The organism is Klebsiella sp. 10-1, from assembly GCF_009758445.1.
In the GTDB taxonomy this organism is placed as follows: Bacteria; Pseudomonadota; Gammaproteobacteria; order Enterobacterales; family Enterobacteriaceae; genus Klebsiella; species Klebsiella scottii.
The window spans coordinates 845,607-869,574 of sequence record NZ_WQRE01000001.1 but is presented as its reverse complement, the minus strand read 5'-3'; the positions used below and the strand labels follow the sequence as shown (position 1 = coordinate 869,574).

25 protein-coding genes and 1 tRNA gene are annotated in these 23,968 nt (G+C 54.1%); 11 read left to right on the top strand and 15 right to left on the bottom strand.

The annotated features are described in order from the left end of the window. Positions 1 to 161: 161 nt before the first annotated feature. The 4 genes from GO007_RS04045 to GO007_RS04030 all read right to left on the bottom strand — a co-directional run bounded on the left by GO007_RS04045 (position 162) and on the right by GO007_RS04030 (position 3,254). A complete protein-coding gene (locus GO007_RS04045; RefSeq protein WP_223261744.1) occupies positions 162 to 395 on the bottom strand; it encodes an SEL1-like repeat protein in 234 nt (77 codons plus the stop codon). 68 nt (positions 396 to 463) lie between these two features. Then, entirely contained in the window at positions 464 to 814 is a 351-nt protein-coding gene (locus GO007_RS04040; protein WP_095095825.1) for a DUF6404 family protein, read from the bottom strand. A 580-nt stretch (positions 815 to 1,394) separates the two neighbouring features. Next, positions 1,395 to 1,482 (bottom strand) — tRNA-Ser (locus tag GO007_RS04035). A 143-nt stretch (positions 1,483 to 1,625) separates the two neighbouring features. Continuing rightward, entirely contained in the window at positions 1,626 to 3,254 is a 1,629-nt protein-coding gene (locus GO007_RS04030; RefSeq protein ID WP_095095822.1) for an ABC transporter substrate-binding protein, read from the bottom strand. A 267-nt stretch (positions 3,255 to 3,521) separates the two neighbouring features. Here GO007_RS04030 and yccA point away from each other — a divergent pair, with 267 nt between their 5' ends. Beyond that, positions 3,522 to 4,181 (top strand): FtsH protease modulator YccA, encoded by a 660-nt coding sequence (gene yccA / locus GO007_RS04025; protein WP_095095819.1) that lies wholly within the window; start codon positions 3,522 to 3,524, stop codon positions 4,179 to 4,181. Between the two features lie 87 nt (positions 4,182 to 4,268). After that, positions 4,269 to 4,598, top strand: a complete 330-nt coding sequence (gene tusE / locus GO007_RS04020; protein WP_095095816.1) for a sulfurtransferase TusE — start codon at positions 4,269 to 4,271, stop codon at positions 4,596 to 4,598. Here the strand turns inward: tusE and yccX are convergent. From yccX to GO007_RS04005, 3 genes are read right to left on the bottom strand one after another with little or no spacing between them, the layout of a single operon-like run. Then, complete coding sequence (gene yccX, locus GO007_RS04015; RefSeq protein ID WP_041144841.1) at positions 4,595 to 4,876, bottom strand: acylphosphatase; 282 nt, start codon at positions 4,874 to 4,876, stop codon at positions 4,595 to 4,597. The genes tusE and yccX overlap by 4 nt on opposite strands. A gap of 52 nt (positions 4,877 to 4,928) precedes the next feature. Continuing rightward, complete coding sequence (locus GO007_RS04010; RefSeq protein ID WP_095095813.1) at positions 4,929 to 5,717, bottom strand: helix-turn-helix transcriptional regulator; 789 nt, start codon at positions 5,715 to 5,717, stop codon at positions 4,929 to 4,931. Between the two features lie 17 nt (positions 5,718 to 5,734). Then, complete coding sequence (locus tag GO007_RS04005; RefSeq protein ID WP_095095810.1) at positions 5,735 to 6,289, bottom strand: YbhB/YbcL family Raf kinase inhibitor-like protein; 555 nt, start codon at positions 6,287 to 6,289, stop codon at positions 5,735 to 5,737. A gap of 218 nt (positions 6,290 to 6,507) precedes the next feature. Here GO007_RS04005 and rlmI point away from each other — a divergent pair, with 218 nt between their 5' ends. Next, entirely contained in the window at positions 6,508 to 7,683 is a 1,176-nt protein-coding gene (gene rlmI, locus GO007_RS04000; protein WP_189339835.1) for a 23S rRNA (cytosine(1962)-C(5))-methyltransferase RlmI, read from the top strand. A 59-nt stretch (positions 7,684 to 7,742) separates the two neighbouring features. Then, a complete protein-coding gene (gene hspQ / locus GO007_RS03995) occupies positions 7,743 to 8,060 on the top strand; it encodes a heat shock protein HspQ (protein ID WP_095095805.1) in 318 nt (105 codons plus the stop codon). 31 nt (positions 8,061 to 8,091) lie between these two features. Here the strand turns inward: hspQ and GO007_RS03990 are convergent, their stop codons facing one another. Then, positions 8,092 to 8,505 carry a CoA-binding protein gene (locus GO007_RS03990; RefSeq protein WP_095095802.1) on the bottom strand — a complete coding sequence of 138 codons (414 nt, stop codon included), beginning with the start codon at positions 8,503 to 8,505 and terminating at the stop codon, positions 8,092 to 8,094. 154 nt (positions 8,506 to 8,659) lie between these two features. On the opposite strand from GO007_RS03990, the gene mgsA reads away from it, so the two are divergent. Continuing rightward, positions 8,660 to 9,118: a methylglyoxal synthase gene (gene mgsA / locus GO007_RS03985; RefSeq protein ID WP_041147568.1), complete on the top strand. Its 459-nt coding sequence runs from the start codon at positions 8,660 to 8,662 to the stop codon at positions 9,116 to 9,118. 28 nt (positions 9,119 to 9,146) lie between these two features. Here the strand turns inward: mgsA and helD are convergent, their stop codons facing one another. Further along, positions 9,147 to 11,201, bottom strand: a complete 2,055-nt coding sequence (gene helD / locus GO007_RS03980) for a DNA helicase IV (protein ID WP_095095799.1) — start codon at positions 11,199 to 11,201, stop codon at positions 9,147 to 9,149. A 122-nt stretch (positions 11,202 to 11,323) separates the two neighbouring features. Here helD and GO007_RS03975 point away from each other — a divergent pair, with 122 nt between their 5' ends. Together GO007_RS03975 and yccS are read left to right on the top strand one after the other, a co-directional pair. Then, a complete protein-coding gene (locus GO007_RS03975) occupies positions 11,324 to 11,770 on the top strand; it encodes a YccF domain-containing protein (protein ID WP_041144834.1) in 447 nt (148 codons plus the stop codon). A 17-nt stretch (positions 11,771 to 11,787) separates the two neighbouring features. Further along, complete coding sequence (gene yccS, locus GO007_RS03970) at positions 11,788 to 13,923, top strand: YccS family putative transporter (RefSeq protein WP_095095797.1); 2,136 nt, start codon at positions 11,788 to 11,790, stop codon at positions 13,921 to 13,923. A gap of 13 nt (positions 13,924 to 13,936) precedes the next feature. Here the strand turns inward: yccS and GO007_RS03965 are convergent, their stop codons facing one another. After that, positions 13,937 to 14,536, bottom strand: coding sequence for a TfoX/Sxy family DNA transformation protein (locus GO007_RS03965; protein WP_095095794.1), 600 nt, complete (start codon positions 14,534 to 14,536; stop codon positions 13,937 to 13,939). Positions 14,537 to 15,003: 467 nt separating this feature from the next. On the opposite strand from GO007_RS03965, the gene sulA reads away from it, so the two are divergent. Then, entirely contained in the window at positions 15,004 to 15,513 is a 510-nt protein-coding gene (gene sulA / locus GO007_RS03960) for an SOS-induced cell division inhibitor SulA (RefSeq protein WP_095095791.1), read from the top strand. A gap of 352 nt (positions 15,514 to 15,865) precedes the next feature. After that, the gene (gene ompA / locus GO007_RS03955) at positions 15,866 to 16,936 is read left to right on the top strand and encodes a porin OmpA (RefSeq protein WP_045855437.1); all 1,071 of its coding nucleotides are present in this window, start codon (positions 15,866 to 15,868) and stop codon (positions 16,934 to 16,936) included. Between the two features lie 102 nt (positions 16,937 to 17,038). Here ompA and matP read toward each other — a convergent pair whose 3' ends face one another. Beyond that, positions 17,039 to 17,491, bottom strand: a complete 453-nt coding sequence (matP, locus tag GO007_RS03950) for a macrodomain Ter protein MatP (RefSeq protein WP_095095789.1) — start codon at positions 17,489 to 17,491, stop codon at positions 17,039 to 17,041. Between the two features lie 185 nt (positions 17,492 to 17,676). On the opposite strand from matP, the gene GO007_RS03945 reads away from it, so the two are divergent. Further along, complete coding sequence (locus GO007_RS03945) at positions 17,677 to 19,434, top strand: AAA family ATPase (RefSeq protein ID WP_095095786.1); 1,758 nt, start codon at positions 17,677 to 17,679, stop codon at positions 19,432 to 19,434. Positions 19,435 to 19,503: 69 nt separating this feature from the next. Then, on the top strand, positions 19,504 to 20,022 hold the full coding sequence (gene fabA, locus GO007_RS03940) for a bifunctional 3-hydroxydecanoyl-ACP dehydratase/trans-2-decenoyl-ACP isomerase (protein ID WP_095095783.1): 519 nt from the start codon (positions 19,504 to 19,506) through the stop codon (positions 20,020 to 20,022). Between the two features lie 63 nt (positions 20,023 to 20,085). On the opposite strand, the gene rmf is transcribed toward fabA, so the two are convergent. From rmf to pqiA, 4 genes are all read right to left on the bottom strand, one after another. After that, positions 20,086 to 20,253, bottom strand: a complete 168-nt coding sequence (rmf, locus tag GO007_RS03935; RefSeq protein WP_004871568.1) for a ribosome modulation factor — start codon at positions 20,251 to 20,253, stop codon at positions 20,086 to 20,088. A gap of 255 nt (positions 20,254 to 20,508) precedes the next feature. Next, positions 20,509 to 21,072, bottom strand: a complete 564-nt coding sequence (gene pqiC, locus GO007_RS03930) for a membrane integrity-associated transporter subunit PqiC (RefSeq protein WP_095095776.1) — start codon at positions 21,070 to 21,072, stop codon at positions 20,509 to 20,511. Further along, positions 21,072 to 22,709 carry an intermembrane transport protein PqiB gene (gene pqiB, locus GO007_RS03925; RefSeq protein ID WP_095095770.1) on the bottom strand — a complete coding sequence of 546 codons (1,638 nt, stop codon included), beginning with the start codon at positions 22,707 to 22,709 and terminating at the stop codon, positions 21,072 to 21,074. The genes pqiC and pqiB overlap by 1 nt, the downstream gene beginning before the upstream one ends. Further along, a complete protein-coding gene (pqiA, locus tag GO007_RS03920) occupies positions 22,699 to 23,967 on the bottom strand; it encodes a membrane integrity-associated transporter subunit PqiA (protein WP_095095767.1) in 1,269 nt (422 codons plus the stop codon). Before pqiA ends, pqiB begins: the two co-directional genes overlap by 11 nt. Position 23,968 lies beyond the last annotated feature (1 nt).

Sequence of the window (23,968 nt, the reverse complement as noted above, 5' to 3'; positions counted from 1 at the left end):
TACAAATTTATCGTATTCACGCGTGATTTTATTATTGCATTATTTTTTTAATAAATATTCATAACGTTCGCAACCTTCCTTGTGCCCATTCTTACATGCCAGCTCATACCAGGTTGTTGCTTGCTCTGGGTTTATACTTCACCCTTCACCACGTTCATTCATCACGCCAGGATCGAACTGTGCCTGTGCATCTTTTGCGCAGCAGCTTTTTCATACCAGGCCCTTGCCTGCTCATAATCAACATCCAACATTTCTCCATAGAAATACATGAGACCCAAAGCGTATTGGGCTTCTGCATTTCCATTTTCGCCCGCTGATTTCAACTTAGAAAGCGTAGAATCCCTGTCATTGGTGGCAATGTAAATAATTGCGAGAAGTATAATCAACCCAGCCATTAGCCAATATCTTATTTTCCCATTTCACACCTTGTCCATTTAAAGACTATATAGCGTTAGAAAGATATTTACTCCAGACTATCCCAGTCTGGCAGATTGTTAACTACCTTTCGCCACCAATGATACGCAGCCATAGAAGCGCCAAAGAAAATACCCGCTACCGTGCATGAGGCGAATGCAACTCCCGGTTGCATACCGCTGTCCTTCCATGAGGAAAACCACATACAAATCCCCCATGCCGGACCAAACCATCCCCCCATCAACAAAGTAATTTGCCAGAACGAGGCAAAAGGTAACGGCGGTATCTTGAGGCCAGCTTTCCACGCGAGGCGTAGCAAAGGCGGGGCATAATTACTACGCCACATCTTCTTGCTTTCCATAACGGCGATGGCACGTTCCTTTTTAGCTTCAAAGCTCATACAGTTCCCTCCGGATTTACCTTGACTCACCTATTTATCGATAAAGACTACTTTCAATAAATAATAATTATCATTACCACCCACATGTGTCAATAAATACTTAAAAATCATTCCACAACAAGAAAATAAATGAAATAAAAGGGAAAGCCTTACCAGATAATATCCCGACATCCGATGAATATAAATATTAGCATTCCCTTACATCCTCTGGAGAAACCCGGTTACATGCTATTTCCGCAACTTCATTAAAATCTTATTTAATATTTTCAGCACGATAGCAGCGGCTTTCTATTTTATTCCCACATACATGATATGGAATTTATCAATCATATTTAGCCTGATTGGTTATATTTTATTGTTAGTCTCTTTCGGTGAAAGAGTAAAATTTACTTTCTGAATATATCCGAATACCACATCAGCATGGCTGCGACTTGCTCAAAGTCAACTTCATTAATATTTTGGTGGGAAAAATACGGATTTTGGATGCAAAAAAAGCCCGTTTCTATGGGCTTTTTTTGTATTACTTTATGTAGAACACAAAGTAACAAGGGGCCACCTTTCGGTAACCCCTTGTTTTATTTGGCGGAAGCGTAGAGATTCGAACTCTAGAACCCTTTCGGGTCGCCGGTTTTCAAGACCGGTGCCTTCAACCGCTCGGCCACGCTTCCGGTATGGGGCGCACTATAAACACCTCTGTTCAGGCTGTAAAGCACGATTTCGTTCAACTGCCTTAAAAATAAACAAAAACGCGTTATTCGTCTGAAAATCAGGCGGTTTGCACAGAATTCCAGCGCCAACCGCCCTCTCCGCGTTAATGTTTTTTGATGTACATATCCCTGGTGAAGTAATACCCCAGCTTATCCGGCGTAAATCCGCCGACCCACGGCTTCACCAGATGCGTGCGGACATAGTGATAAACCGGGACTGCCGGAACATCTTTGCCCAACAGATCCTCCGCCTGCTGATAAAACTTGCCGCGGGTGGTCACGTCCGGAGCTTTGGCCGCATTGCGTAACGCTTCATCGTACGCAGGATTGCTGTACTGGCTGGTGTTTTCACTATCGCCGGTACGGAAGTTATTGAGGAAGGTAGCGGCATCGTCATAATCAGCAATCCACGCGTAGCGCACCGCATCAAAATTATGCGTATGCATGGTGTCGAGCATCGTTTTCCATTCCTGATTTTGTAGCTTCGCCTCAACGCCTAGATTCTTCTTCCACATCGAACTGGCGGCGATTGCCACGCGCTGATGCGATTCTGAAGTGTTGTAGAGCAAATTAAACACCAGCGGGTGGCTTTCGTTATAACCGGCTTCTCTCAGCAGCCTTTTAGCCTCGGCAATACGCTTGTCGCGCGGCCAGCTGGCATAATCCGGGTTATGCAGCTTTACGCCGCCAATATCAGGCTGGCTAATTAGCCATGCCGGACGCTGACCCTGCCCCAATACCTTCTCAGCGATAATGTCTTTATCCAGCGCCATATTCAGCGCCAGCCGGACCCGCGGGTCGTTAAACGGCGGCTTAGTGGTATTGAACTCGTAATAGTAAGTCGCCAGCTGCGGCGAGACGTTCACCTGCTCGCCCATAGTTTTTTTCAACTGAGCAAACTGGTTGATCGGCACCGTATAAACGATATCGATTTCCCCCGCTTTATAGCGGTTAACGTCTGCCGCCTCGGAGCTAATGGGTAGATAGGTCACTTTATTGATGACGGTATCGGCGTTATCCCAGTAGCGCGGATTCCGCTCGGCCACAATGCGCTCGTTCACCACCCACCGGGACAGCTTATAGGCGCCGCTGGTCACCAGATGTTCCGGTTTGGTCCACTTCTCGCCAAAGCGATTTACCAGCACTTTATCGACCGGCACCAGAGACGGATGCGCCAGCATCGGCAAGAACGCCGCGTTAGGCTGGTTTAAGGTGACTTCCAGCGTCGCGTCATCGATAGCCTTTACGCCCAGCGTGTCGGGCGTTTTTTTACCCTGCGCGATATCCTGAGCGTTCACAATATGCATGTTCCCCGGATAGCTGGCATAGGGTGATGCCGTGGCCGGGGAAACCAGCCTCTGCCAGCTCCAGACAATATCCGGCGCGGTAATCGCGGTCCCGTCAGACCACGTGATGCCCGGACGCAGATGAAACGTCCATACGGTGTTATCTTTATTTTCCCATTTCTCCGCCAGACGAGGCTGAATCTCGCCCCCAGGAGAGACGCTGACCAGTCCTTCGAAGAGATCGCTGATGATGTTGAATTCAACGTCACTTTCGACCTTATGCGGATCCAGCGACGAGGGCTCGCTGCCGTTATTTCTGACCAGCTCCTGCTTCTCTGCCAGCACGGTCCCGGCCGGGACCTGTGCAGCCAGAGTCGGCGCCGCTGCGGCGAGTAAACCCGCCATCAATAATGCCTGCGTGATGTCGTTATATTTTTGTAATTTCATATCCCTTGCCTTTATGACGCTTCGTTTGTACCCTCCCCACACTTAGCCACAGAATGGCGATAACGCAATATTTTTCAGTAACCTATCAGATTCCGATCTGGTTCCTGGCGCCAAACGCACAAACACACCGCCTTTTCGTAATTTATTAGAATAATATGCTGGAATATTGCGCTAAGGTCTAAGTAAAGATGGGTAAAAGCACTATGGCTTCTGGCGTGGTTTTTTTATGCTTCGTTATTAATAACATCTGTCATAAGAGAGTGACTCATGGATCGTATAATTACGTCGTCGCGTGACCGTTCATCGCTGCTCAGCACGCACAAAGTTCTGCGTAACACCTATTTCCTGCTCAGCCTGACGCTGGCATTTTCTGCCATTACGGCAACGGCAAGCACGGTCCTGATGCTGCCGTCTCCCGGGCTGATTCTGACTCTGGTCGGCATGTACGGGTTGATGTTCCTGACCTATAAGCTGGCCGACAAGCCGTCGGGCATCCTGGCGGCCTTCGCCTTTACCGGCTTCCTGGGCTATATCCTTGGGCCGATGCTCAACGCCTATCTGTCAGCAGGCATGGGAGATTTAATCGGCCTGGCGCTGGGCGGTACCGCGCTGGTGTTCTTCTGCTGCTCGGCGTACGTGCTCACGACCCGCAAAGATATGTCTTTCCTTGGCGGAATGCTGATGGCGGGCGTAGTGGTGGTGCTGATCGGTATGGTTGCGAATATTTTCCTGCAGCTGCAGGCTCTGCATCTGGCAATCAGCGCGGTGTTTATTCTGATTTCATCCGGCGCCATCCTGTTTGAAACCAGCAACATCATCCGCGGCGGCGAAACCAACTATATCCGCGCAACCGTGAGCCTGTATGTGTCGCTGTACAACATCTTTGTCAGCCTGCTGAGCATTCTGGGCTTCGCCAGCAAAGACTAATCTCCCTTCAGTTCTTCTCAGGCCCTGCTTATGCGGGGCCTTTTTTTTTGCTAAACTGCCGCCAGTTTTAGCGGTGTGTGAAGAATTATGTTGATCTTTGAAGGCAATGAAATTGAGACCGATAGCGAAGGCTATCTGAAGGATACCACCCTCTGGAGTGAAGCCCTGGCAACAGCCATTGCCGAACGGGAAGGTATTGTCCTGTCGCCTGAACACTGGGAGGTCGTGCGTTTTGTCCGCGACTTTTATCTGGAGTTCAACACCTCGCCGGCCATTCGGATGCTGGTGAAGGCGATGGCAAATAAGTTCGGCGAGGAGAAAGGCAACAGCCGCTATCTCTACCGCCTGTTCCCCAAAGGCCCCGCCAAACAGGCAACGAAAATTGCCGGGCTGCCCAAACCGGTGAAATGCATCTAGTACAGAATGGAGAATTTTTGCCACTCTCTGGTGGGCTGATGGGGCTCGGTGTGCACCCGGTCGACCCGCGCGCTGCGAGGCCCGCCCTCCTTCAGCCAGCTCACCAGCGCCGCCACCTGCTCCGCCTCACCGCAGGCCAGCACCTCTACGCTACCGTCGTCAAGATTGCGCGCGTAGCCCGTCAGCCCTAAGCGTAGCGCCTCCCGCTGCGTCGTGTAGCGAAAGCCTACCCCCTGAACTGAACCGTATACCCATGCCATCGTGCAGAGTGTCGCCATGATTGCTCTCCTTTCGTGCCAATAACTCTACGCTGAGAATAGCAAATTCTGACTAGCGTACGTGTTTCGGCAACAGGCCATAGTGCTGACGAAAGCGCGCCGTGAAGCGCGAACCGGACTGATAGCCGCTGTTCACGGCGATTTCGCCTATCGGTAATGAGGTCGATTGTAGCTGGCCGAGGGCATAAGCCATACGCACCTCCTCAACAATCTGGCGAAAACTTTGATCTTCCTGGTGCAGGCGTCGGCGTAGCGTCGATTCGCCAAGGAACAGCATTTTCGCCACCCGCGGGACGCTCCACGCCTGCGCGGGCGACAGCATAATAATTTGCCGCACCTGGCCGCTCAGATTCTGCTGCCTCTCATTGAGCAGCGGCCCGGCGTAACCCGCCTGGTGCAGCGCCAGCAATAGTCCCATCGCCTGGTGATGCTGCAGCTCGGCCGATAATCCGCTGCGTACCGCCTGCAGGACGTTTTGCCACATAAACACCAGATCGGGAGTCGCCGGCGCGCACAGGGAGGTAAGTCGCCCGGGCTGCGGCTCACTCATATAGCGAGCTTTAAAATCCGCCAGCAGTTCTGGCGTCAGAGAGAGTAGATCGGAGCAAAACAGCCCGTTATCCGGCTGATTAATCACCTCGAGCTCAAGATCGGCCGGCAGAATAATCAGCTGCTGCGGCGTGGCCAGCATCTGGCTTACGCCCTGAACGATAATTTTGCTGCCGCGATTGACCCGGCACAGAGCGGGAGTAAACAGCGTCACGCGATGCAGTTTATACAGGCGCCGGGAGGTAATTTCCGCCGCGGTTAAGGCGTTATGGCGAAAGTTTATATTCTGCATCTGGCCTCCTTACGGGTTTAGCGCCCTGCCCTTGCCGTCAGCTGCGCGCTGGCGATAGCGTGGCTATGCAACATAAATCCGACCAACGCGCCGCTGGCCTGTGCATCAACGGGTAATGTCGGCGTATCAAGCGCCCACACGGTAAAGCGGTAGCGGTGAGGCTTATCGCCGGCGGGCGGACAGGCGCCGCCAAATCCGGCATAGCCAAAATCATTGCGTCCCTGAACCGCTCCGTCCGGCAGTTTAGCGTTGTTTTTATCTCCGGCGCCAGCGGCTAAACTTGCCACGCTGCTGCTGATATTCACCACCGTCCAGTGCCACCAGCCGCTGCCGGTTGGCGCATCCGGGTCATAGGCAGTGACGGCAAAACTACGGGTCCCCGGCGGCGCATTTTTCCAGGCCAGCTGCGGCGAGACGTTGCCGCCGGTGCAGCCAAAACCGCTGAACCAATGTGCCTGAGCGAGGCTTCCTTCATCCCGCATATCGCCGCTGGTCACCTGAAACTGCGCCGCCGCCGCGCTGCCGCTCATCGCTAACATCAAGGCCGCAGCTAAGCCAAATCCTGTTTTCATTGCATTTTCCTCCATTGGGTTGAGGAAAACACTGTAAGATCCGCGGGTGATTTTTATTGTGCCAAAGTGCCTGTGTTTTGTGCCGAAACGCTCACCTGCTCGCGCAGCGGGCATGGTGCTTGCGGCGGCCACATGTGCTAACCTACGCGCCATTTTTCGGTGCCGACATTCCCGTTGCTAAAGGTAGCCCCATGACAGATTCCATTTTCCCCCGCTTAGTGTTGACCAAAGGACGCGAGAAATCCCTGCTGCGTCGCCACCCCTGGATTTTCTCCGGCGCCGTCGCCCGTATGGAAGGTAAAGCCCGTTCCGGCGAAACTATCGATATCGTTGATTCGCAGGGGAAATGGCTTGCTCGCGGCGCGTTCTCTCCGTCATCGCAGATCCGCGCGCGCGTCTGGAGTTTTGACCGCAACGAGGAGATCGATATTGCCTTTTTCGAACGCCGTCTGCAGCAGGCGCAAACCTGGCGCGAATGGCTGGCGGCCCGCGATGGCCTCGACAGCTATCGTCTGATTGCCGGCGAATCCGACGGGCTTCCGGGCGTAACGATTGACCGCTTCGGCAATTTTTTCGTTCTGCAGCTGCTCAGCGCCGGCGCAGAATATCAGCGCGCGTCCATCGTTAGCGCGCTACAGACCCTGTTCCCCGCCTGTTCCATTTACGATCGCAGCGATGTCGCGGTACGTAAAAAAGAGGGTTTGGATCTGGCGCAGGGCCTGGTTACCGGCGAAATGCCGCCTGCGCTGCTGCCCATCACCGAGCACGGAATGCAGCTGCTGGTGGATATTCAGGGCGGCCATAAAACCGGCTACTATCTCGATCAGCGCGATAGCCGCCTGGCGACCCGCCGCTACGTCGCCGACAAACGCGTCCTCAACTGCTTCTCCTATACCGGCGGTTTCGCCGTTTCCGCGCTGATGGGCGGCTGTAGCCAGGTGATCAGCGTCGATACCTCCCAGGAAGCGCTGGACGTGGCGAAGCAGAATATCGAACTGAACCAGCTCGATCTCTCCAAAGCTGAATTTGTCCGCGATGACGTCTTTAAGCTGCTGCGTAAGTATCGTGACCAGAATGAAAAATTTGATGTGATCGTGATGGATCCGCCGAAGTTTGTTGAGAACAAAAGCCAGCTGATGGGCGCCTGCCGCGGCTATAAAGATATCAACATGCTGGCTATCCAGTTGCTCAATCCCGGCGGGATCCTGCTGACCTTCTCCTGCTCGGGTCTGATGGCTACCGATTTATTTCAGAAAATCATCGCCGATGCCGCAATTGACGCCGGACGTGATGTACAATTTATAGAACAGTTCCGCCAGGCTGCCGACCATCCCGTGATCGCAACCTACCCGGAAGGTCTGTATCTGAAAGGGTTTGCCTGCCGCATCATGTAACTTGAAAAGCGGAACGTTGCCCGCATATAGCAGGTAATAACGTTTCCCAGGAGGTGCCTATGATTGCCAGCAAATTCGGTATCGGCCAGCAGGTTCGCCATACGCTGTTAGGCTTCCTCGGCGTGGTTGTTGATATCGATCCAGAATATTCGCTTGCAGAACCGGCGGAGGACGAAATTGCGGCCAATGACGAGCTGCGGGCATCGCCCTGGTATCATGTGGTGATGGAAGATGAGGATGGCCAGCCCGTTCACACCTATCTTGCCGAAGCGCAGCTCAGCAGCGAGCCCAGCGATGAGCATCCGGAGCAGCCGTCAATGGACGAGCTGGCGAGGACCATTCGCCAGCAGCTCCAGGCGCCTCGACTGCGCAACTAGCAAAAAAACCCCGCAACGGCGGGGTTTTTATTTACTTCGCCAGACCTAATCTCGGGATTTCAATCGCCGGACAGCGATCCATCACCACGTTTAGCCCTGCCTCTCGTGCCAGAACAGCCGCCTGCTCGTTAATCACGCCTAGCTGCAGCCACAGCGTTTTCGCACCGATGGCGATGGCCTCCTGAGCAACGCCCAGCGCCGCATCGGAGTTGCGAAATACGTCGACCATATCCACTTTTTCCGCAACATCTGCCAGCGTTGCGTAGCCCTGTTGCCCCAGTAGCGTTTTACCCGCTACCTTCGGCGAAACCGGGATCACGTGATACCCCTGCTCCAGCAGATACTTCATCACCCGATAGCTTGGGCGGTCCGGTTTGTCGCTGGCTCCCACCAGCGCAATAGTCCGTGTTGAGGTCAGAATGCCTGCGATATCGTTCTCTTTCATTTTATCCTCCCGCTATTTAGCCCAAGTGTAAGCTAATCCAGGCTAACCGGCCATCTACCCTGACTAACGGGTACGTCAAAATTTTTCACCCTGATGCTTGCAGCAACAGTCACTTCCAGTAATCTGTCTGCAGGCTAAAATGTGGAATGAAATTATGGAACTGACGACACGTACGCTACCCGCGCGCAAACATATCGCTCTGGTTGCTCACGATCACTGTAAAGATATGCTGATGAAGTGGGTTGCTCGCCACCAGGCGCTGCTGGCTCAACACGAACTCTACGCAACAGGCACCACCGGAAATCTCATCTCCCGGGCAACCGGGCTTGAAGTTAACGCGATGCTCAGCGGCCCGATGGGCGGCGACCAGCAGGTCGGCGCGCTGATTGCAGAAGGGAAAATTGATGTACTGATTTTCTTCTGGGATCCGCTAAACGCCGTGCCTCACGACCCGGACGTTAAGGCGCTGCTGCGCCTGGCGACGGTATGGAACATTCCCGTTGCGACCAATGCTTCAACCGCCGACTTTATTATCCTGTCGCCGCACTTTGGCGAGCCTCTCGATATTCTGATCCCGGATTATCAGCGTTACCTGGCGGAACGTCTTAAGTAAACCCCGCTGGCGGCCAGGCCGCCAGCCGTTACGGTTTTCTTGCTACCGGTACATCCAGCGCTTCCAGCATCTCCACAAACGCAGACGGCCGCTCTTTGTTGAACAGCAGCCAAACGCGAAGACGCGCACGCGTGACGGCAACGTACAGCAAGCGCCGCTCTTCTGCATCGGGAAAATCCTCCGGCTGCGGCAGCAGCGCCTCTTCCATGATCGACTCCCGCGCCGGAGCCGGGAACGCATCATCGCCATCCTGAAGCCCAAGGACAATCACGTAATCCGCCTGCTGCCCTTTGCTGGCATGGATCGTCATAAAATCGAGCTGCAGATTCGGCCATCGCGTAGCGGCCTTCTCCAGCGCGGCGGGTTTCAGATGATGGTAGCGCGCCAATAGCAGGATCCGCTGGTCTGGTTTCACGTAGCCGCTCAGCTTATCGAGCAAATCATCAAGCTTATCGTCCGCCAGCAGCGTAACGGCCTTTTTATCCCCGGCGGTCAGGCTGTTGAGCGGCTTGCTCAGCTGGTGCGGGTTTTGTTGAATAAAGCCGTTCGCCACTTCACCAATGCGGCCATTAAAGCGATATGTGGTATCCAGCGCGCAGCAATCCCCTTCGCCAAAATAGTGGTTGAACGCTGTAGTCAGCGAAAGCTGGGCGCCGCTAAAGCGATAGATTGCCTGCCAGTCGTCGCCGACCGCAAAGAGCGTGGTCTGGGTATTTTGCCGGCGCAGCGCGGCCAGCAGCGAGGCCCGCTGCGGTGAAATATCCTGAAATTCATCGACCAGAATATGCTTCCACGGGCTGACAAAGCGTCCTTTATCAAGAATATTGATGGCCTGATGGATCAGGCCGGAGAAATCGACCGCATTTTCCTCTTTCAGCGCCGTTTTCCACGCCTTCAGCAGCGGAGCCATTAATTTTACGCGCTTAGCAAAAAGCTCGCGTATCTCCTCCGGCGCGCCGGCAATCATCTCCGCCTGTGAGCCGCCGTGCATACGCATCAGGCTGACCCAGCGATCGAGGCGACTCGCCATTCGTCGCTGTATTTTTTTATCCTGCCAGAAATCGTTTTCCGGCACCTGCCAGCCCATCTCGTCTTCCAGCCACTGTCGCCAGCCTTTGGCGTGAGCTTTTTTCTCCTGGCACTGCTGCTGCCAGTTTTTCAGCAGCAGCGCCTGACGCGCCGGGCTGTCGCTCTCGAGCTGGCTAACAGACGGGACTTTCTTACTGCCCTGCTGAATAATATGCAGAGCCAGTGAATGAAATGTCCGCGCCGAAATATCATCGGTGCTCAGCCGCTCGCGAATGCGTTCATCCATTTCCAGCGCCGCCTGGCGACCAAACGCCAGCAGCAGAATCTGCTCAGCCGCCGCTTCACCTCTTGTGATCAGCCATCCGGCACGGGCAACCAGCACCGACGTCTTGCCGCTGCCGGCGCCGGCAAGAACCAGCAGAGAACGCTCGCCGTTAACCACCGCACGCGCCTGCGCCGGGTTAAGCGGTGAAGACTCCACGCCCGCAAAAAATGCGCCGTACTGTTCCAGCATCGACTCAGTGAAAGCCTGATTGTGGGCCAGTCTGGCCACCTCGGTGTCACCCAGCCAGCTCTGACATTGACGCCACGGCTCGCGGCAGTTGTCGAAAGCGTCAAGTCGGCTGGTCGGTATCGGCAGCCCGGTGAGCGCCCGGCGAATTTTACCCTGCACGTCGCTAACCTGCTGACGGGTCAACCATTTGCCTTCTGCGCTGGAGCGGGCGATCTCAGCCAGCTGCTGGCTCAGTACGTCGGCGGCAATGATGCTCATTTCCGCGCTCCACTGCTGCCATAACGTATTCAGATGATGAAAGAAACGCTGGGTTTCATTCCATTCGGTACCATGCAAACGCACGACTTTGCCATCCGGAAGCACGAACTCCAGTTCGCCCCAGACCAGACCGCGCCGACAATGAACTGACAATAACTGATTGAAAGGTATAAGATACTCGTGGCTATCACCGGAAACCTTTACTCCGGCGTTAAGCAGCTGCACCCTATCATAGGGATGCTGTGCCATGCGTTTGCCCAATGTTGTCGCTTTAAGTTCCATATCATGCCGAATTTCAATCAGGTTGGATGTTTTTAAGTTTAACCGCCAGCGACCGGGTGCTCCAGCGTAAAAAACGTTACAATGGCCGGGTCTTATTATCCACAGGAGTGAACGGAGGGGTTATGCGTACCATTCTGAATATTTTGAACTTTATCCTCGGTGGTTTCGCCACCACGCTGGGCTGGCTGCTGGCGACGCTGGTCAGCATTATTCTGATCTTCACGCTGCCGCTGACCCGCTCATGCTGGGAAATTACCCGACTCTCCCTCCTCCCCTATGGGAATGAAGCCATTCACGTCGATGAACTCGAGCCTCAGGGCAAAAACAGCCTGCTGAATGCAGGCGGTACCGTGCTGAATATTTTATGGTTTATTTTCTTCGGCTGGTGGCTGTGCCTGATGCATATCTTTAGCGGCATCGCCCAGTGTCTGACCATTATTGGTATCCCGGTTGGTATCGCCAACTTTAAAATCGCCGCCATTGCGCTGTGGCCTGTGGGACGTCGGGTTGTTTCCGTCGAAACCGCGCGTGCCGCTCGCGAAGCCAATGCGCGCCGTCGCTTCCAGTAATCGGACGGAATACTGACATGCTTAGCCCCCTGCTACGCCGTTATACATGGAACAGCGCCTGGCTCTATAACGCCAGGATTTTTGTCGCACTTTGCGGCACAACCGCCGTTCCATGGTGGCTTGGCGAAGTAAAACTAACTATTCCATTAACGTTGGGGGTAGTTGCCGCCGCGTTAACCGATCTCGACGACCGCCTGACCGGGCGGTTACGCAACCTGGCCATCACCCTGGTGTGCTTTTTTATCGCATCGGCTTCGGTGGAGCTCCTTTTCCCCTGGCCGTGGCTATTTGCGATCGGTTTAACCCTCTCTACCACCGGATTTATTTTACTCGGGGGCCTGGGACAGCGTTACGCCACGATCGCCTTCGGCGCTCTGCTGATCGCTATCTACACCATGCTGGGGGTCACGCTCTACGATCGCTGGTATCTACAGCCGCTATTTCTGCTGACCGGTGCCGTCTGGTACAACCTGCTGACGCTGGCCGGACATATCATCTTCCCGATTCGCCCGCTTCAGGACAATCTTGCGCGCAGCTATGAGCTGCTGGCGCGCTATCTGGATCTCAAATCCCGCATGTTTGACCCGGATATTGAAGATGAAAGCCAGGCTCCACTCTACGATTTGGCCATCGCGAATGGCCTGCTGGTGACGACGCTCAACCAGACTAAAACGTCGCTGCTCACCCGTCTGCGCGGCGACCGCGGGCAGCGAGGCACCCGACGGACGCTGCAGTATTACTTCGTTGCCCAGGATATCCACGAGCGCGCCAGCTCATCGCATATCCAGTATCAAACGCTACGCGATCGTTTTCGCTACAGTGACATCATGTTTCGCTTTCAGCGTATGCTGTCGATGCAGGCCCAGGCCTGTCAGAAATTGTCCCGCGCTATTTTGCTGCGCGAACCGTACCAGCACGATGCGCATTTCGAGCGCGCGTTTATGCATCTTGATGCCGCCCTCGACCGCGTGCGTGCCAGCGGAGAACCCCTTGAGCAGGTCAAAGCGTTGGGCTTCCTGCTGAATAACCTGAGAGCGATTGACGCCCAGCTGGCAACTATTGAGTCCGCTCAGGTTGCCGCGCCAGCGCACGGTACTACGGAGAATTTGCTCGCGGAGGACCAGCTTAGCGGCTTTAGCGATATCTGGCTGCGGTTACGCCGCAACCTGTCACCGGAATCGGCCCTCTTTCGCCACGCGGTGAGGATGTCGTTGGTACTATGCGCAGGCTACGCGTTTATCCAGCTAACCGGGCTAAATCACGGCTACTGGATACTGCTGACCAGCCTGTTTGTTTGTCAGCCAAACTATAACGCGACCCGTCACCGCCTGGCCCTGAGGATTATTGGCACCCTGGTGGGTGTGGCTATCGGTCTACCGATACTGCTGCTGGTTCCCTCGGTGGAAGGCCAGCTGCTGCTGATCGTCCTTACCGGCGTCCTGTTCTTTGCCTTTCGCAATGTACAATATGCCCACGCCACAATGTTCATTACCCTGCTGGTTCTGCTGTGCTTTAACCTGCTGGGAGAAGGCTTCGAGGTCGCCCTGCCGCGCATCTTCGATACCCTCATCGGCTGTGCGATTGCCTGGGCTGCGGTCAGCTTTATTTGGCCGGACTGGAAATTCCGTAACCTGCCGCGGGTTCTGGATCAGGCCATAAACGCCAACTGCCGATACCTGGACGCGATTCTTGAACAGTATCATCAGGGGCGCGATAACCGTCTGGCATATCGGGTTGCGCGCCGGGATGCCCATAGTCGGGACGGCGAGCTGGCCTCAGTGGTATCAAATTTATCAACGGAGCCGCGGGCAAATGCCGACATCCGCGAAACGGCCTTCCGCTTGCTTTGCCTGAATCATACCTTCACCAGCTATATTTCAGCGCTGGGCGCGCACCGTGAAAAGCTGACCACGCCCGAGACTCTGGCGCTGCTGGATGACGCCGTCTGCTATGTGGATGATGCGCTACATCATTCCCCGGCCGACGAACAGCGGGTACAGCAGGCGCTCACCCGCCTGCAGACCCGGATCCAACACCTCGAACCTCGTGCCGATAGCAAAGAGCCGCTGGTGCTCCAGCAAATCGGTCTGCTGTTAGCGCTATTACCGGAAATCTGCCGCCTCCAACAGCAGGTGGCCGTTCGGCCCGAGTAAATCGCGGCCTATCTTACCGCTGGTTGAGAGCCCATTCCTGCAACTCCTGGCGCCGTGCCGTCGGGAGCGCGGCGGCATGAACCCCGGTAATGGCCCCTTCCAGCGAATAGAGAATATTCAGCGTCAGCGCTTTATTCGACTCTCGCAGCTTAAGCCACGCACGCTGCGCGCCAATAAGGCGCAGCGCCTGCTGATCTATTACGCCGGAGTTAATTAATAGTAGCTCCATGTGGAAACTAATATTTGGCAGATCTTTCAACCTGCCAGAATAACGCTGCTGGTTCTTTTCTCTTTGAGCGGTCTGTAATGAAAGCGACGATAGTTTGAAAAGCATTTTACTGTCACACCAAAGCGTTTCATTTATCTGATAGTATTTTAGAAAAATTGGGCGCCCGTTTTTACGCATTTTTAAAAGTGGATTTGCGTGGGCGACACAATACGCGGCGCCCTGCTCACAAATCTTAAGATAGATTTCCCCCTCTGCAACCATCGCAAATACGGTGTCGTCTATTGCCAGGCTATAGCCACCAAACAAAGGACGGCAGATTATTTTTCCTAATGGCGATAAGCACTTCTGAAATTTATGAAACCGCAGGGATGAGATTTTTTTCATGATTATTCCTTGGTTAATCATGCGAATACGGAGTAATTTAGTTAACGGATCCGTTAGTTCAGAAAATAAGTGAGTTCCTTTATTGCGGCAAGATGATTTTAACGTTCCACTCAGGCAACTCACCATTTTGCGAGGTGCTTTCAAGAAATTACTCTTCGGCGAAAGCGGATGTATTAAAAATAAAATATAACCGGAGCATCAATTAATAGTTGCACAAATAGTTTGTGCCTGGGAAGAGCAGCGCTGCGCCGGGGGTGCGTAAAGAGATACGCAGGTACGCTTGCGCGGTTTGAGGTTTCTGTCGCCAAAAATTTATGCCGCGGGGTTACCGCGGCGAGAGCAGGTCTTCGCCAACGCGGCCGACAATGTCGAACAAATTTCGAGCGACAGCACGATAAATGAGGTTGATCTTTTCGCCGCCCGGATATACTGTATATGCATACAGTAACTACAGGCGGAAATAGACAATGCTTACTTCAGCTTACGCAAATCGTTCATCACTGACTTCTGCTTCAGTACGTCGCCACTCCCATGACGCCGTCGAACAACCAGCCAGCGGGCTGATTAGTGAGATTGTCTACCGTGAAGATCAGCCGATGATGACACAGCTACTGCTGCTTCCTTTATTACAGCAGCTAGGTCAGCAATCCCGCTGGCAGCTCTGGCTAACGCCAAAACAGAAGCTGAGCCGCGAGTGGGTGCAATCCTCCGGCCTGCCGCTATCGAAAGTCATGCAGATAAACCAGCTCTCCCCGTTCAATACGGTAGAATCAATGATACGCGCCCTGCGCACGGGTAACTATAGCGTAGTAATCGGCTGGCTGGCGGATGAACTGACGGCCGAAGAACATGAACGGCTGGTTAATGCCGCGGAAGAAGGTCATGCGATGGGGTTTATCATGAGGCCAGTGGGAAATACAAGCCAGCATGGGAGACAACTGAGCGGGCTAAAAATTCACTCTAATTTGTATCATTAAGCCAAATTAGGATTAATCCTGGAATTTTTTTTGCGCAGTACAAGGACGTGCTTTAATAAGGGTTGTTTTTGTGCGGATGCCTGTCTGATGCGGTCTCGCAGGTTTTATCGGCGAACGAAAACTAACCATATTTGTTAAATATTGTGTATACAACCCTTTTTTTTCATATGCCTGACGGAGTTCACACTTGTAAGTTTCGAACTAAGTTGTAGACTTTACATCGCCAGGGGTGATCGGCTTACGCTGCATGTATCAGCATAGTTAACAACAAGTCACGCCCCGGGTGAAGGATCTAACCGTGAGGTCTTTTGTAACTTCATGGCGAATTTTGGATGATAATGAGGCGCAGAAAATGAAAAAGACAGCTATCGCGATTGCAGTGGCACTGGCTGGCTTCGCTACCGTAGCGCAGGCCGCACCGAAAGATAACACCTGGTATGCAGGTGGTAAACTGGGCTGGTCCCAGTATCACGATACCGGTTTCTACGGTAACGGTTTCCAGAACAACAATGGCCCGACCCGTAACGATCAGCTGGGTGCTGGTGCGTTCGGTGGCTATCAGGTTAACCCGTACCTCGGTTTCGAAATGGGTTACGACTGGCTGGGACGTATGGCCTATAAAGGCAGCGTTGATAACGGCGCTTTCAAAGCTCAGGGCGTTCAGCTGACTGCTAAACTGGGTTACCCGATCACTGACGATCTGGACATCTACACCCGTCTGGGTGGTATGGTCTGGCGTGCAGATTCGAAGGGTAACTACGGTTCCACCGGTACTTCCCGCAGCGAACACGACACTGGCGTATCCCCGGTATTTGCTGGTGGTATCGAGTGGGCAATGACTCGCGACATCGCTACTCGTCTGGAATACCAGTGGGTTAACAACATCGGTGATGCAGGTACCGTTGGCACACGTCCTGATAACGGCATGCTGAGCGTAGGTGTTTCCTACCGTTTCGGTCAGGAAGAAGCAGCTCCGGTTGTAGCTCCTGCTCCGGCTCCGGCTCCGGAAGTGACTACCAAGCACTTCACTCTGAAGTCTGACGTACTGTTCAACTTCAACAAATCTACCCTGAAACCGGAAGGCCAGCAGGCTCTGGATCAGCTGTACACCCAGCTGAGCAACATGGATCCGAAAGACGGTTCCGCAGTTGTTCTGGGCTACACTGACCGCATCGGTTCTGACGCTTACAACCAGCAGCTGTCTGAGAAACGTGCTCAGTCCGTTGTTGATTACCTGGTTTCTAAAGGTATCCCGGCTGGTAAAATCTCCGCTCGCGGTATGGGCGAATCCAACCCAGTTACTGGCAACACCTGTGACAACGTGAAAGCTCGCGCTGCACTGATCGATTGCCTGGCTCCGGATCGTCGCGTAGAGATCGAAGTTAAAGGTTACAAAGAAGTAGTAGCTCAGCCGCAGGCTTAAGTTTTACTACCGATAAAAAACCCCGCTGATGCGGGGTTTTTTTTGTCTCAAATTTAGCCTCAGCGCGAAAAGCGCCCGCGCGCACCCTATCAGCCTTCCGGGCTACTCCTTACCAAGCAATACCTGCAGATCGCGCTTCAGGCTGGACATCTTGCTGGCATACTTCTCTTTATGCTCCGCGTCCTCAATCAGCTGTACGATAGTTTCCGACAGCGTTTTTCCCCGTCGCTGCGCCAGGCCAGCGAGACGCTGCCAGACCACAAACTCCAGATCGATAGACTTTTTGCGCGTATGCTGATGCTCAGCGTTAAAATGACGCTTTCGCCGCGCGCGGATAGTCTGCTTCATCCGGTTCATTAGCTCCGGATTAATATGCTGCTCAATCCAGGCGTTCACCAGAACAGGTTCATTTTCGAGCGTCAGTAAGACATCGACCGCGGCTTGCGCTGCGCTGGCTTCAATATAGCGGGTAATCAGCTCACCTTCCCGGTGCTTTTTAACCAGATATTTCCATTTCCAGCCGCTTTCAAGATTTTCCAGTTGTTGATATTTCATTGCGATCTCAATGTGACCGTGTAACTCACTTCAGGATATCAGTTTTTTCTCGATGTGCTGAGAATAAATCATCATTCGTGATATGCGTTACGTCGTTATCGTTAACGCAAACACGATCCTCCGTGTGCTCAGACGCGGCATAAGGTATAATCGCGCGTTTTACATCTCACTAAAAAACAGCGACTTTGACCATTACGAAACTTACCCGAAACGACCTTGCTCCTGATACGGAAAGTTATCAGGCGCTGTTTACACAAGCTGATTTAGCCCAGCCAGAGGCTTCCCTGTCAGGCGAACTGCAGCCCCGTTTATTCTATGCGTTGGAGCAGCTTCTGGTGACTCCGACCATTTCTCCGTTCATGCTGGTTAAGGCTCCGGAAGAACCGGAATACCTGCAGTGGTTAGCCGCAGAAACCCGCAGCTTATACCAGCCGGCCGCGCCTCTTTACGGCGTGCGTTACCAGATTAACGGTGGAAACGTCACCCTTTCACCGGCAAAAAGCGCCGATGATAATTTTGCCAGCACCGCGCCGGTTGAATCAGCCGACTGGATTGAAGCAGAGCAGCTTTTTGGCTGCGTGCGCCAGTTTAACGGCGAAATATCCCTGCAGCCGGGCCTGGTACATCGTAGCAACGGCGGCGTGCTTATTATCGCCCTGCGCGCGCTATTAGCCCAACCGCTGCTGTGGATGCGCCTGAAGAACATCGTTACCCGCCAGCGCTTTGACTGGCTGTCCATCGATGAGTCTCGCCCGCTGCCGGTCAGCATTCCATCGATGCCGCTCAATCTGAAGATAATTCTGGTTGGTGAACGAGATTCATTGGCTGATTTTCAGGATATGGAACCCGAGCTCTCGGCCCAGGCGATTTACAGCGAGTATGAAGATAATCTGCAAATCGCGGATGGCGACACCCTGAAACAGTGGTGTCAGTGGGTGTGGCAAAACGCGCAGCAGCTTGAGCTGCCCGGGCTGGCCGCCGATGCCTGGCCGCAGCTGATTCAGGAAGGCGCACGCTACACCGGCGATCAGGAAACGCTGCCGCTGTGTCCGCTGTGGATTGCCCGCCAGCTGCGCGAAGCCGCCGCCTTCTGCGAAGATGAGCTTATCTCCGCGGAAGAGATGCAGACCATGCTGGCACGTCGCGAATGGCGCGAAGGCTATCTTGCCGAGCGGATCCAGGATGAAATCCTGCAAGAACAAATTTTGATTGAGACCGAAGGTGAATGCATCGGGCAAATCAACGCGCTGTCGGTCATCGAATTCCCCGGTCATCCGCGGGCCTTTGGCGAGCCATCGCGCATCAGCTGCGTCGTACATATCGGCGACGGTGAGTTCATCGACGTTGAACGCAAGGCCGAGCTGGGCGGCAATATTCATGCCAAAGGCATGATGATTATGCAGGCGTTCCTGATGTCCGAACTCGAACTCGAGCAGCAGCTCCCCTTCTCCGCATCGCTGACCTTTGAGCAATCCTACAGCGAAGTGGACGGGGATAGCGCCTCTATGGCCGAACTGTGCGCCTTAATCAGCGCGCTGGCCGGCGTGCCCATTAATCAGAGTATCGCCGTCACCGGTTCAGTCGATCAGTTCGGTCGCGTACAGCCGGTGGGCGGGCTTAACGAAAAAATTGAAGGCTTCTTCACCATTTGCCAGCAGCGCGAGCTGACCGGCAAACAGGGAGTCATCATTCCTGCGGCGAATGTTCGCCATCTGAGCCTGGCGCCAGAACTACAGCAGGCTGTCGCTGAAGAGAAGTTTTCCATCTGGGCGGTGGAAGACGTTACGGAAGCGCTGCCCATGCTGACCCAGCTGTTGTGGGATGGCGAGGGGCAAACTTTACGGCAAACCATTCAGGAGCGGATTGCGCAGGCGACGCAGCAAGAGAGTCGTCATCGTTTTCCGTGGCCGCTACGCTGGTTAGGTGGTTCAGGTTCTAACTGATCGGACTTGTTCAGCTTACACGTGTTAGCTATCCTGCGTCCCGAACTCAAAATAAGGCTTACTGAAAACATGGTAGATAAACGCGAATCCTATACGAAAGAAGACCTTCTTGCCTCTGGCCGTGGTGAACTGTTTGGCGCAAAAGGCCCGCAGCTGCCCGCGCCAAGTATGCTGATGATGGACCGCGTCATCAAAATGACCGAAACCGGTGGTAACTACGATAAAGGTTATGTCGAAGCAGAACTCGATATCAACCCGGACCTGTGGTTCTTCGGTTGCCACTTTATCGGCGATCCGGTCATGCCGGGCTGCCTGGGCCTGGACGCAATGTGGCAGCTCGTTGGCTTCTATCTGGGCTGGCTCGGTGGCGAAGGCAAAGGCCGCGCGCTGGGCGTGGGTGAAGTTAAATTCACCGGCCAGGTGCTGCCGACTGCGAAGAAAGTGACCTATCGTATTCACTTTAAACGCGTTGTTAACCGTCGTCTGATTATGGGCCTGGCGGATGGTGAAGTGCTGGTTGACGATCGTCTGATCTACACCGCGGCCGATCTGAAAGTGGGCCTGTTCCAGGACACTTCTGCGTTCTGATTAGCAGCAACGCTTAAAAAGGCGAAGCCCCCGCTTGCGGAGGCTTCTTTTTTAAAGAGACAGTCAGGCAGTTTGTACCCTGTCCTCCATGGCTTCTCGCCAGCCTCCTAGCCAGTAGGACCTTTGATTCAGGGTCTGGTAGGGACACATTTCTTTCGATCTTCCGGTTATCCCGGCCTGATATCCACGTTGATGTGCCCGTTCCAGGCGATCTCGTTTTTGTCTCTTCATGCCTCGTTTCCCTCATTCTTTGATCTGGTGGAAAAGAAAACAGTGGTCACTAAATATGCAACCACGGTTAACGAATACCGCGAATCAGAGGTAACGTCAATGCGCAAAATTCACGCCATTGTCATAATTGTGAGCTACATGAAAGTTCATTTGTACAAAAACTGTGAACCAGCACAAGTAACAATCTGACGAGGCAAATAAAAAACCGCCGCGGTTTTTCAGACCACGGCGGCGGTTTAGCTTCATTCATTTTGCTTATGGCAGGCGATTCAGCTCGCTGGCAATAGCGGTCGCTTCCTGAGCCCAGGCCTGAGCCATCGTTTTCACCATCGCATCGTAACCGTCCTGCTGCTGCTTCAGCTCAATATTAAACGGACGCTTAATCAGCTGGCCCTGATGCTTCAGCAGCCATTCACCGCTGACGATAACCCGCCCGTCGTACCGGCCATGAAAGCCGTTAACGGAAACGTTAAGCGTATCCTGCTCGTTGCCCAGCGGCTGCGATGCCACCACCCAGCCGGGCAGCTGATTGCTTAAATTCGCAACCAGCGCGGTGCGCAGCTGCTGATCGAGCGGGCTGGCCCACAGATTATTACTCGCAATGACGTACTGCACGTCGGTGGTCTGGTAGACCACCCCGTTGCCCGCCAGATAGTCCGGGATAGTGACCTGTTCAACCCACAGCAGGTTCTTCCCCTCGTGGGTGGCGCTTTGCGCACCGCTTTGGGCGACAGGCAGCTGATAGTAGGTTTTATCCTCCCCGCTACTGCTGCAGGCCGCCAGCGCGCATACCGCTGCCGCTACTAACCACTTTTTCATTATTTCGCTCCCTTCGGCTGCGGATCTTTTTTACCCTTGGCCTCAAATACCAGCGCGTTGCTCTTATCATTGAGCGTTTTCAGTACCGGCTGCAGTTCACGAAGAACCTGATCCAGTCGCTGCATATCCGCAACCATCTTATTGTACGCCGCGGACCCCGGCTGGAAGCCCTGCATACTGCGGTTCAGTTCGCGCAGCGTATTCTGCATATCACCAGGCAGCTGCTGCATCGACTGGCTTGAGGTGATCTTATTCAAGCTATCCAGCGTTGCCTGAACGTGCTGCATCGTTTTTTCGCTCTGCGCCAGCGTACTGGTCGCCTGCTCCAGCAGCGGGTTAATCGGCAGATTGTTAATCTTATCCAGCGCATCCATCAGGCGCTGCTGAATTTGCGCGAGGCCGCCGCTAACCGTTGGAATGATCGGATAAGAGCCAAACTCATGCATGCTGCCGCGCGGAGGCGCTTTGGGATAGAAGTCGAGATCGATATACAGCGCGCCGGTAATCAGGTTGCCGGTTTTAAGCGAACCGCGCAGGCCGCGATTGATCAGATCGTCCATATGGGTGCGAATATTCGGATCGTCACCAAGCTGGTTGATCAGCCGTTCCGGCTCAATGCGCACCTCTACCGGAATGCGATAATCGTCATTCAGCCGCTGATGCAGTCCTGGAATAAAGAACGGTACCTTGCCGACCGTGCCCAGGCGTATCCCGCGGAACTCCACCGGCGCGCCGGGCTGAAGCCCGCGGATCGAATCTTTGAAGAACATCACGTAGTCGATGTGCTGGGTAAAGACCGAATCCTGAATACTTTTCTGGTCATCAAAAAGATGGTAGCCGGTCTTGTTCGCGACCGGTTCGCCAAGATCCAGCCCTTCCGGAATATCAAAACTCACCCCGCCGCCAAACAGCGTCGACAGCGAGCCCATTTCCACCCGCATCCCGGCCGAGGTCAGATCCACGGCAATACCGCTATCTTTCCAGAAACGAACGTTGGTAGTCACCAGGCGATCGTTTGGCGCGTTGATGAACAGCTGATAGGTAATATTACGCTTTTGCGGATCGAAGGTGCTGGTCTCGACCGACCCCACCCGATAGCCGCGAAAGAGCACCGGATCGCCGGGAGAGAGCTGGCCGGCTTTATTGCTTTCCAGCAGAATGCGGATACCCTTCGCATCCGGCGAGGCCAGCGGCGGAGAGTCCAGCAGCGGGTACTGCGCAGCATCCGCCCCTTTCGTTCCAGGCTGAAGCTCAATATAGGCTCCGGATAACAGCGTCCCAAGGCCGCTGATCCCTTCACGCCCCACCTGCGGCTTTACCACCCAAAACACCGAGTCCTGATGCAAAAGCTTCTGCATACCGGAGTTCAGGCGAGCCTTAATCTCTACGTGCGTCAGATCGTCCGTCAGGGTGGCGGTTTCTACCACACCGACGTCAACGCTGCGGCTTTTAATCCGGGTTTTACCACCCTCAATGCCCTCGGCGTTGGTGGTGATCAGCGTCACCTCCGGCCCCTGATGGCTATAGTGATAAAAAAGAATCCACGCGCCGATTAGCACAGTGACGATGGGGAAGATCCATACTGGTGACCAGTTCTTCACCTTTTGCACTTTTGCTTCTCCGCTATTATTTTCCATGCTGCTGTATTTCCTCATGGCTTAAATCTGGTTCACGGTCCCACAACAAACGAGGGTCGAACGTCATCGCTGAAAACATTGTCATCACAACAACCAGCGCGAACATCACCGCCCCTATCGCAGGATAGATATTCATCAACCCTCCCATGCGCACCAGCGCCGAGAGTACAGCGATGACAAAAACATCAATCATTGACCAGCGGCCAACAAACTCCACTACTTCATAAATCAGATGCATACGCTCTGAATCACGCGAACCATTGCCGTTGGCGTTCCAGCACAGCCAGCCAATCGCGAGCATTTTCAACGTCGGCACCATAATACTGGCGATGAATATCACCAGCGCAACCGGATACGATCCTTCGCTCCACAGCAGGATCACCCCGGCCATGATCGTAGACGGCATTTTATCGCCCAGCAGGTCGGTTATCATAATGGGCATGATATTGGCGGGGAGATAGAGCAGGCACGAGGTGATCAGCAGGGCCAGCGTCCACTGCAGGCTATGCTTACGCCGCACCGTCCCTTTCGTCTGACAGCGCGGGCATACCGCTGCATCGGCGGGTAAAACGGCCGTACAGCAGGAACAGGAGCGCAGGCCCTGGCGAATCCCCGTCACGCCAACCTTCAGCGGCTGTTTAACCGCAGGCATTGGCGCGATGTCGTCCCAAAGCCAGCGCCGGTCCACGCACTGTAGCGCGCGCAGCTGCAGCAGGCAGAACATACACCAGGGAAAAAAGCTCAGGCCAACGCCAATATCGCCGTAGGCCATTAGCTTCACGAAGCTCACCAGCACCCCGGCGAGAAAGATTTCCGCCATTCCCCAGGTTTTGAGGTGGAACAGAATTCGCGCCAGAAACGCCTTTAGCGCTGCGGGCATACGAACGCGATTGACCAACAGCAAAATGGTTATCAGGCAAAAGGCCGGCACCAGCTGCACAAAAAGGAGAAAGAAGGTGCCGAGGCTGGCGTAATTCTCGCTAAACAGAACGTTGGGGATCTCCAGCAGCTCAATTTCACTGTTGAGTCCCCCAACGTTCATGTAGACGAAGGGAAACAGGTTTGCCAGCAGCAGCATAAACAACGCGACCAGCGCATAGGCAGTGGGACGCTGCCGAGGCGCGTCCCATGAAGTCGTTAACGTTGTGCCGCAACGCGGACATACGGCTTTCTGGCGATGCTCCAGCCGGGGCAACGCCACCAGCAGATCACATTGTGGACACAGGATATGCCGCGCAGCATGATGATGATCGCACATG

Coding starts and splice junctions, on each gene's coding strand:
- GO007_RS04045 (WP_223261744.1), bottom strand. CDS start 395: ATGGCTGGGTTGATTATACTTCTCGCAATTATTTACATTGCCACCAAT.
- GO007_RS04040 (WP_095095825.1), bottom strand. CDS start 814: ATGAGCTTTGAAGCTAAAAAGGAACGTGCCATCGCCGTTATGGAAAGC.
- GO007_RS04030 (WP_095095822.1), bottom strand. CDS start 3,254: ATGAAATTACAAAAATATAACGACATCACGCAGGCATTATTGATGGCG.
- yccA (WP_095095819.1), top strand. CDS start 3,522: ATGGATCGTATAATTACGTCGTCGCGTGACCGTTCATCGCTGCTCAGC.
- tusE (WP_095095816.1), top strand. CDS start 4,269: ATGTTGATCTTTGAAGGCAATGAAATTGAGACCGATAGCGAAGGCTAT.
- yccX (WP_041144841.1), bottom strand. CDS start 4,876: ATGGCGACACTCTGCACGATGGCATGGGTATACGGTTCAGTTCAGGGG.
- GO007_RS04010 (WP_095095813.1), bottom strand. CDS start 5,717: ATGCAGAATATAAACTTTCGCCATAACGCCTTAACCGCGGCGGAAATT.
- GO007_RS04005 (WP_095095810.1), bottom strand. CDS start 6,289: ATGAAAACAGGATTTGGCTTAGCTGCGGCCTTGATGTTAGCGATGAGC.
- hspQ (WP_095095805.1), top strand. CDS start 7,743: ATGATTGCCAGCAAATTCGGTATCGGCCAGCAGGTTCGCCATACGCTG.
- GO007_RS03990 (WP_095095802.1), bottom strand. CDS start 8,505: ATGAAAGAGAACGATATCGCAGGCATTCTGACCTCAACACGGACTATT.
- mgsA (WP_041147568.1), top strand. CDS start 8,660: ATGGAACTGACGACACGTACGCTACCCGCGCGCAAACATATCGCTCTG.
- helD (WP_095095799.1), bottom strand. CDS start 11,201: ATGGAACTTAAAGCGACAACATTGGGCAAACGCATGGCACAGCATCCC.
- GO007_RS03975 (WP_041144834.1), top strand. CDS start 11,324: ATGCGTACCATTCTGAATATTTTGAACTTTATCCTCGGTGGTTTCGCC.
- yccS (WP_095095797.1), top strand. CDS start 11,788: ATGCTTAGCCCCCTGCTACGCCGTTATACATGGAACAGCGCCTGGCTC.
- GO007_RS03965 (WP_095095794.1), bottom strand. CDS start 14,536: ATGAAAAAAATCTCATCCCTGCGGTTTCATAAATTTCAGAAGTGCTTA.
- sulA (WP_095095791.1), top strand. CDS start 15,004: ATGCTTACTTCAGCTTACGCAAATCGTTCATCACTGACTTCTGCTTCA.
- ompA (WP_045855437.1), top strand. CDS start 15,866: ATGAAAAAGACAGCTATCGCGATTGCAGTGGCACTGGCTGGCTTCGCT.
- matP (WP_095095789.1), bottom strand. CDS start 17,491: ATGAAATATCAACAACTGGAAAATCTTGAAAGCGGCTGGAAATGGAAA.
- fabA (WP_095095783.1), top strand. CDS start 19,504: ATGGTAGATAAACGCGAATCCTATACGAAAGAAGACCTTCTTGCCTCT.
- rmf (WP_004871568.1), bottom strand. CDS start 20,253: ATGAAGAGACAAAAACGAGATCGCCTGGAACGGGCACATCAACGTGGA.
- pqiC (WP_095095776.1), bottom strand. CDS start 21,072: ATGAAAAAGTGGTTAGTAGCGGCAGCGGTATGCGCGCTGGCGGCCTGC.
- pqiB (WP_095095770.1), bottom strand. CDS start 22,709: ATGGAAAATAATAGCGGAGAAGCAAAAGTGCAAAAGGTGAAGAACTGG.
- pqiA (WP_095095767.1), bottom strand. CDS start 23,967: ATGTGCGATCATCATCATGCTGCGCGGCATATCCTGTGTCCACAATGT.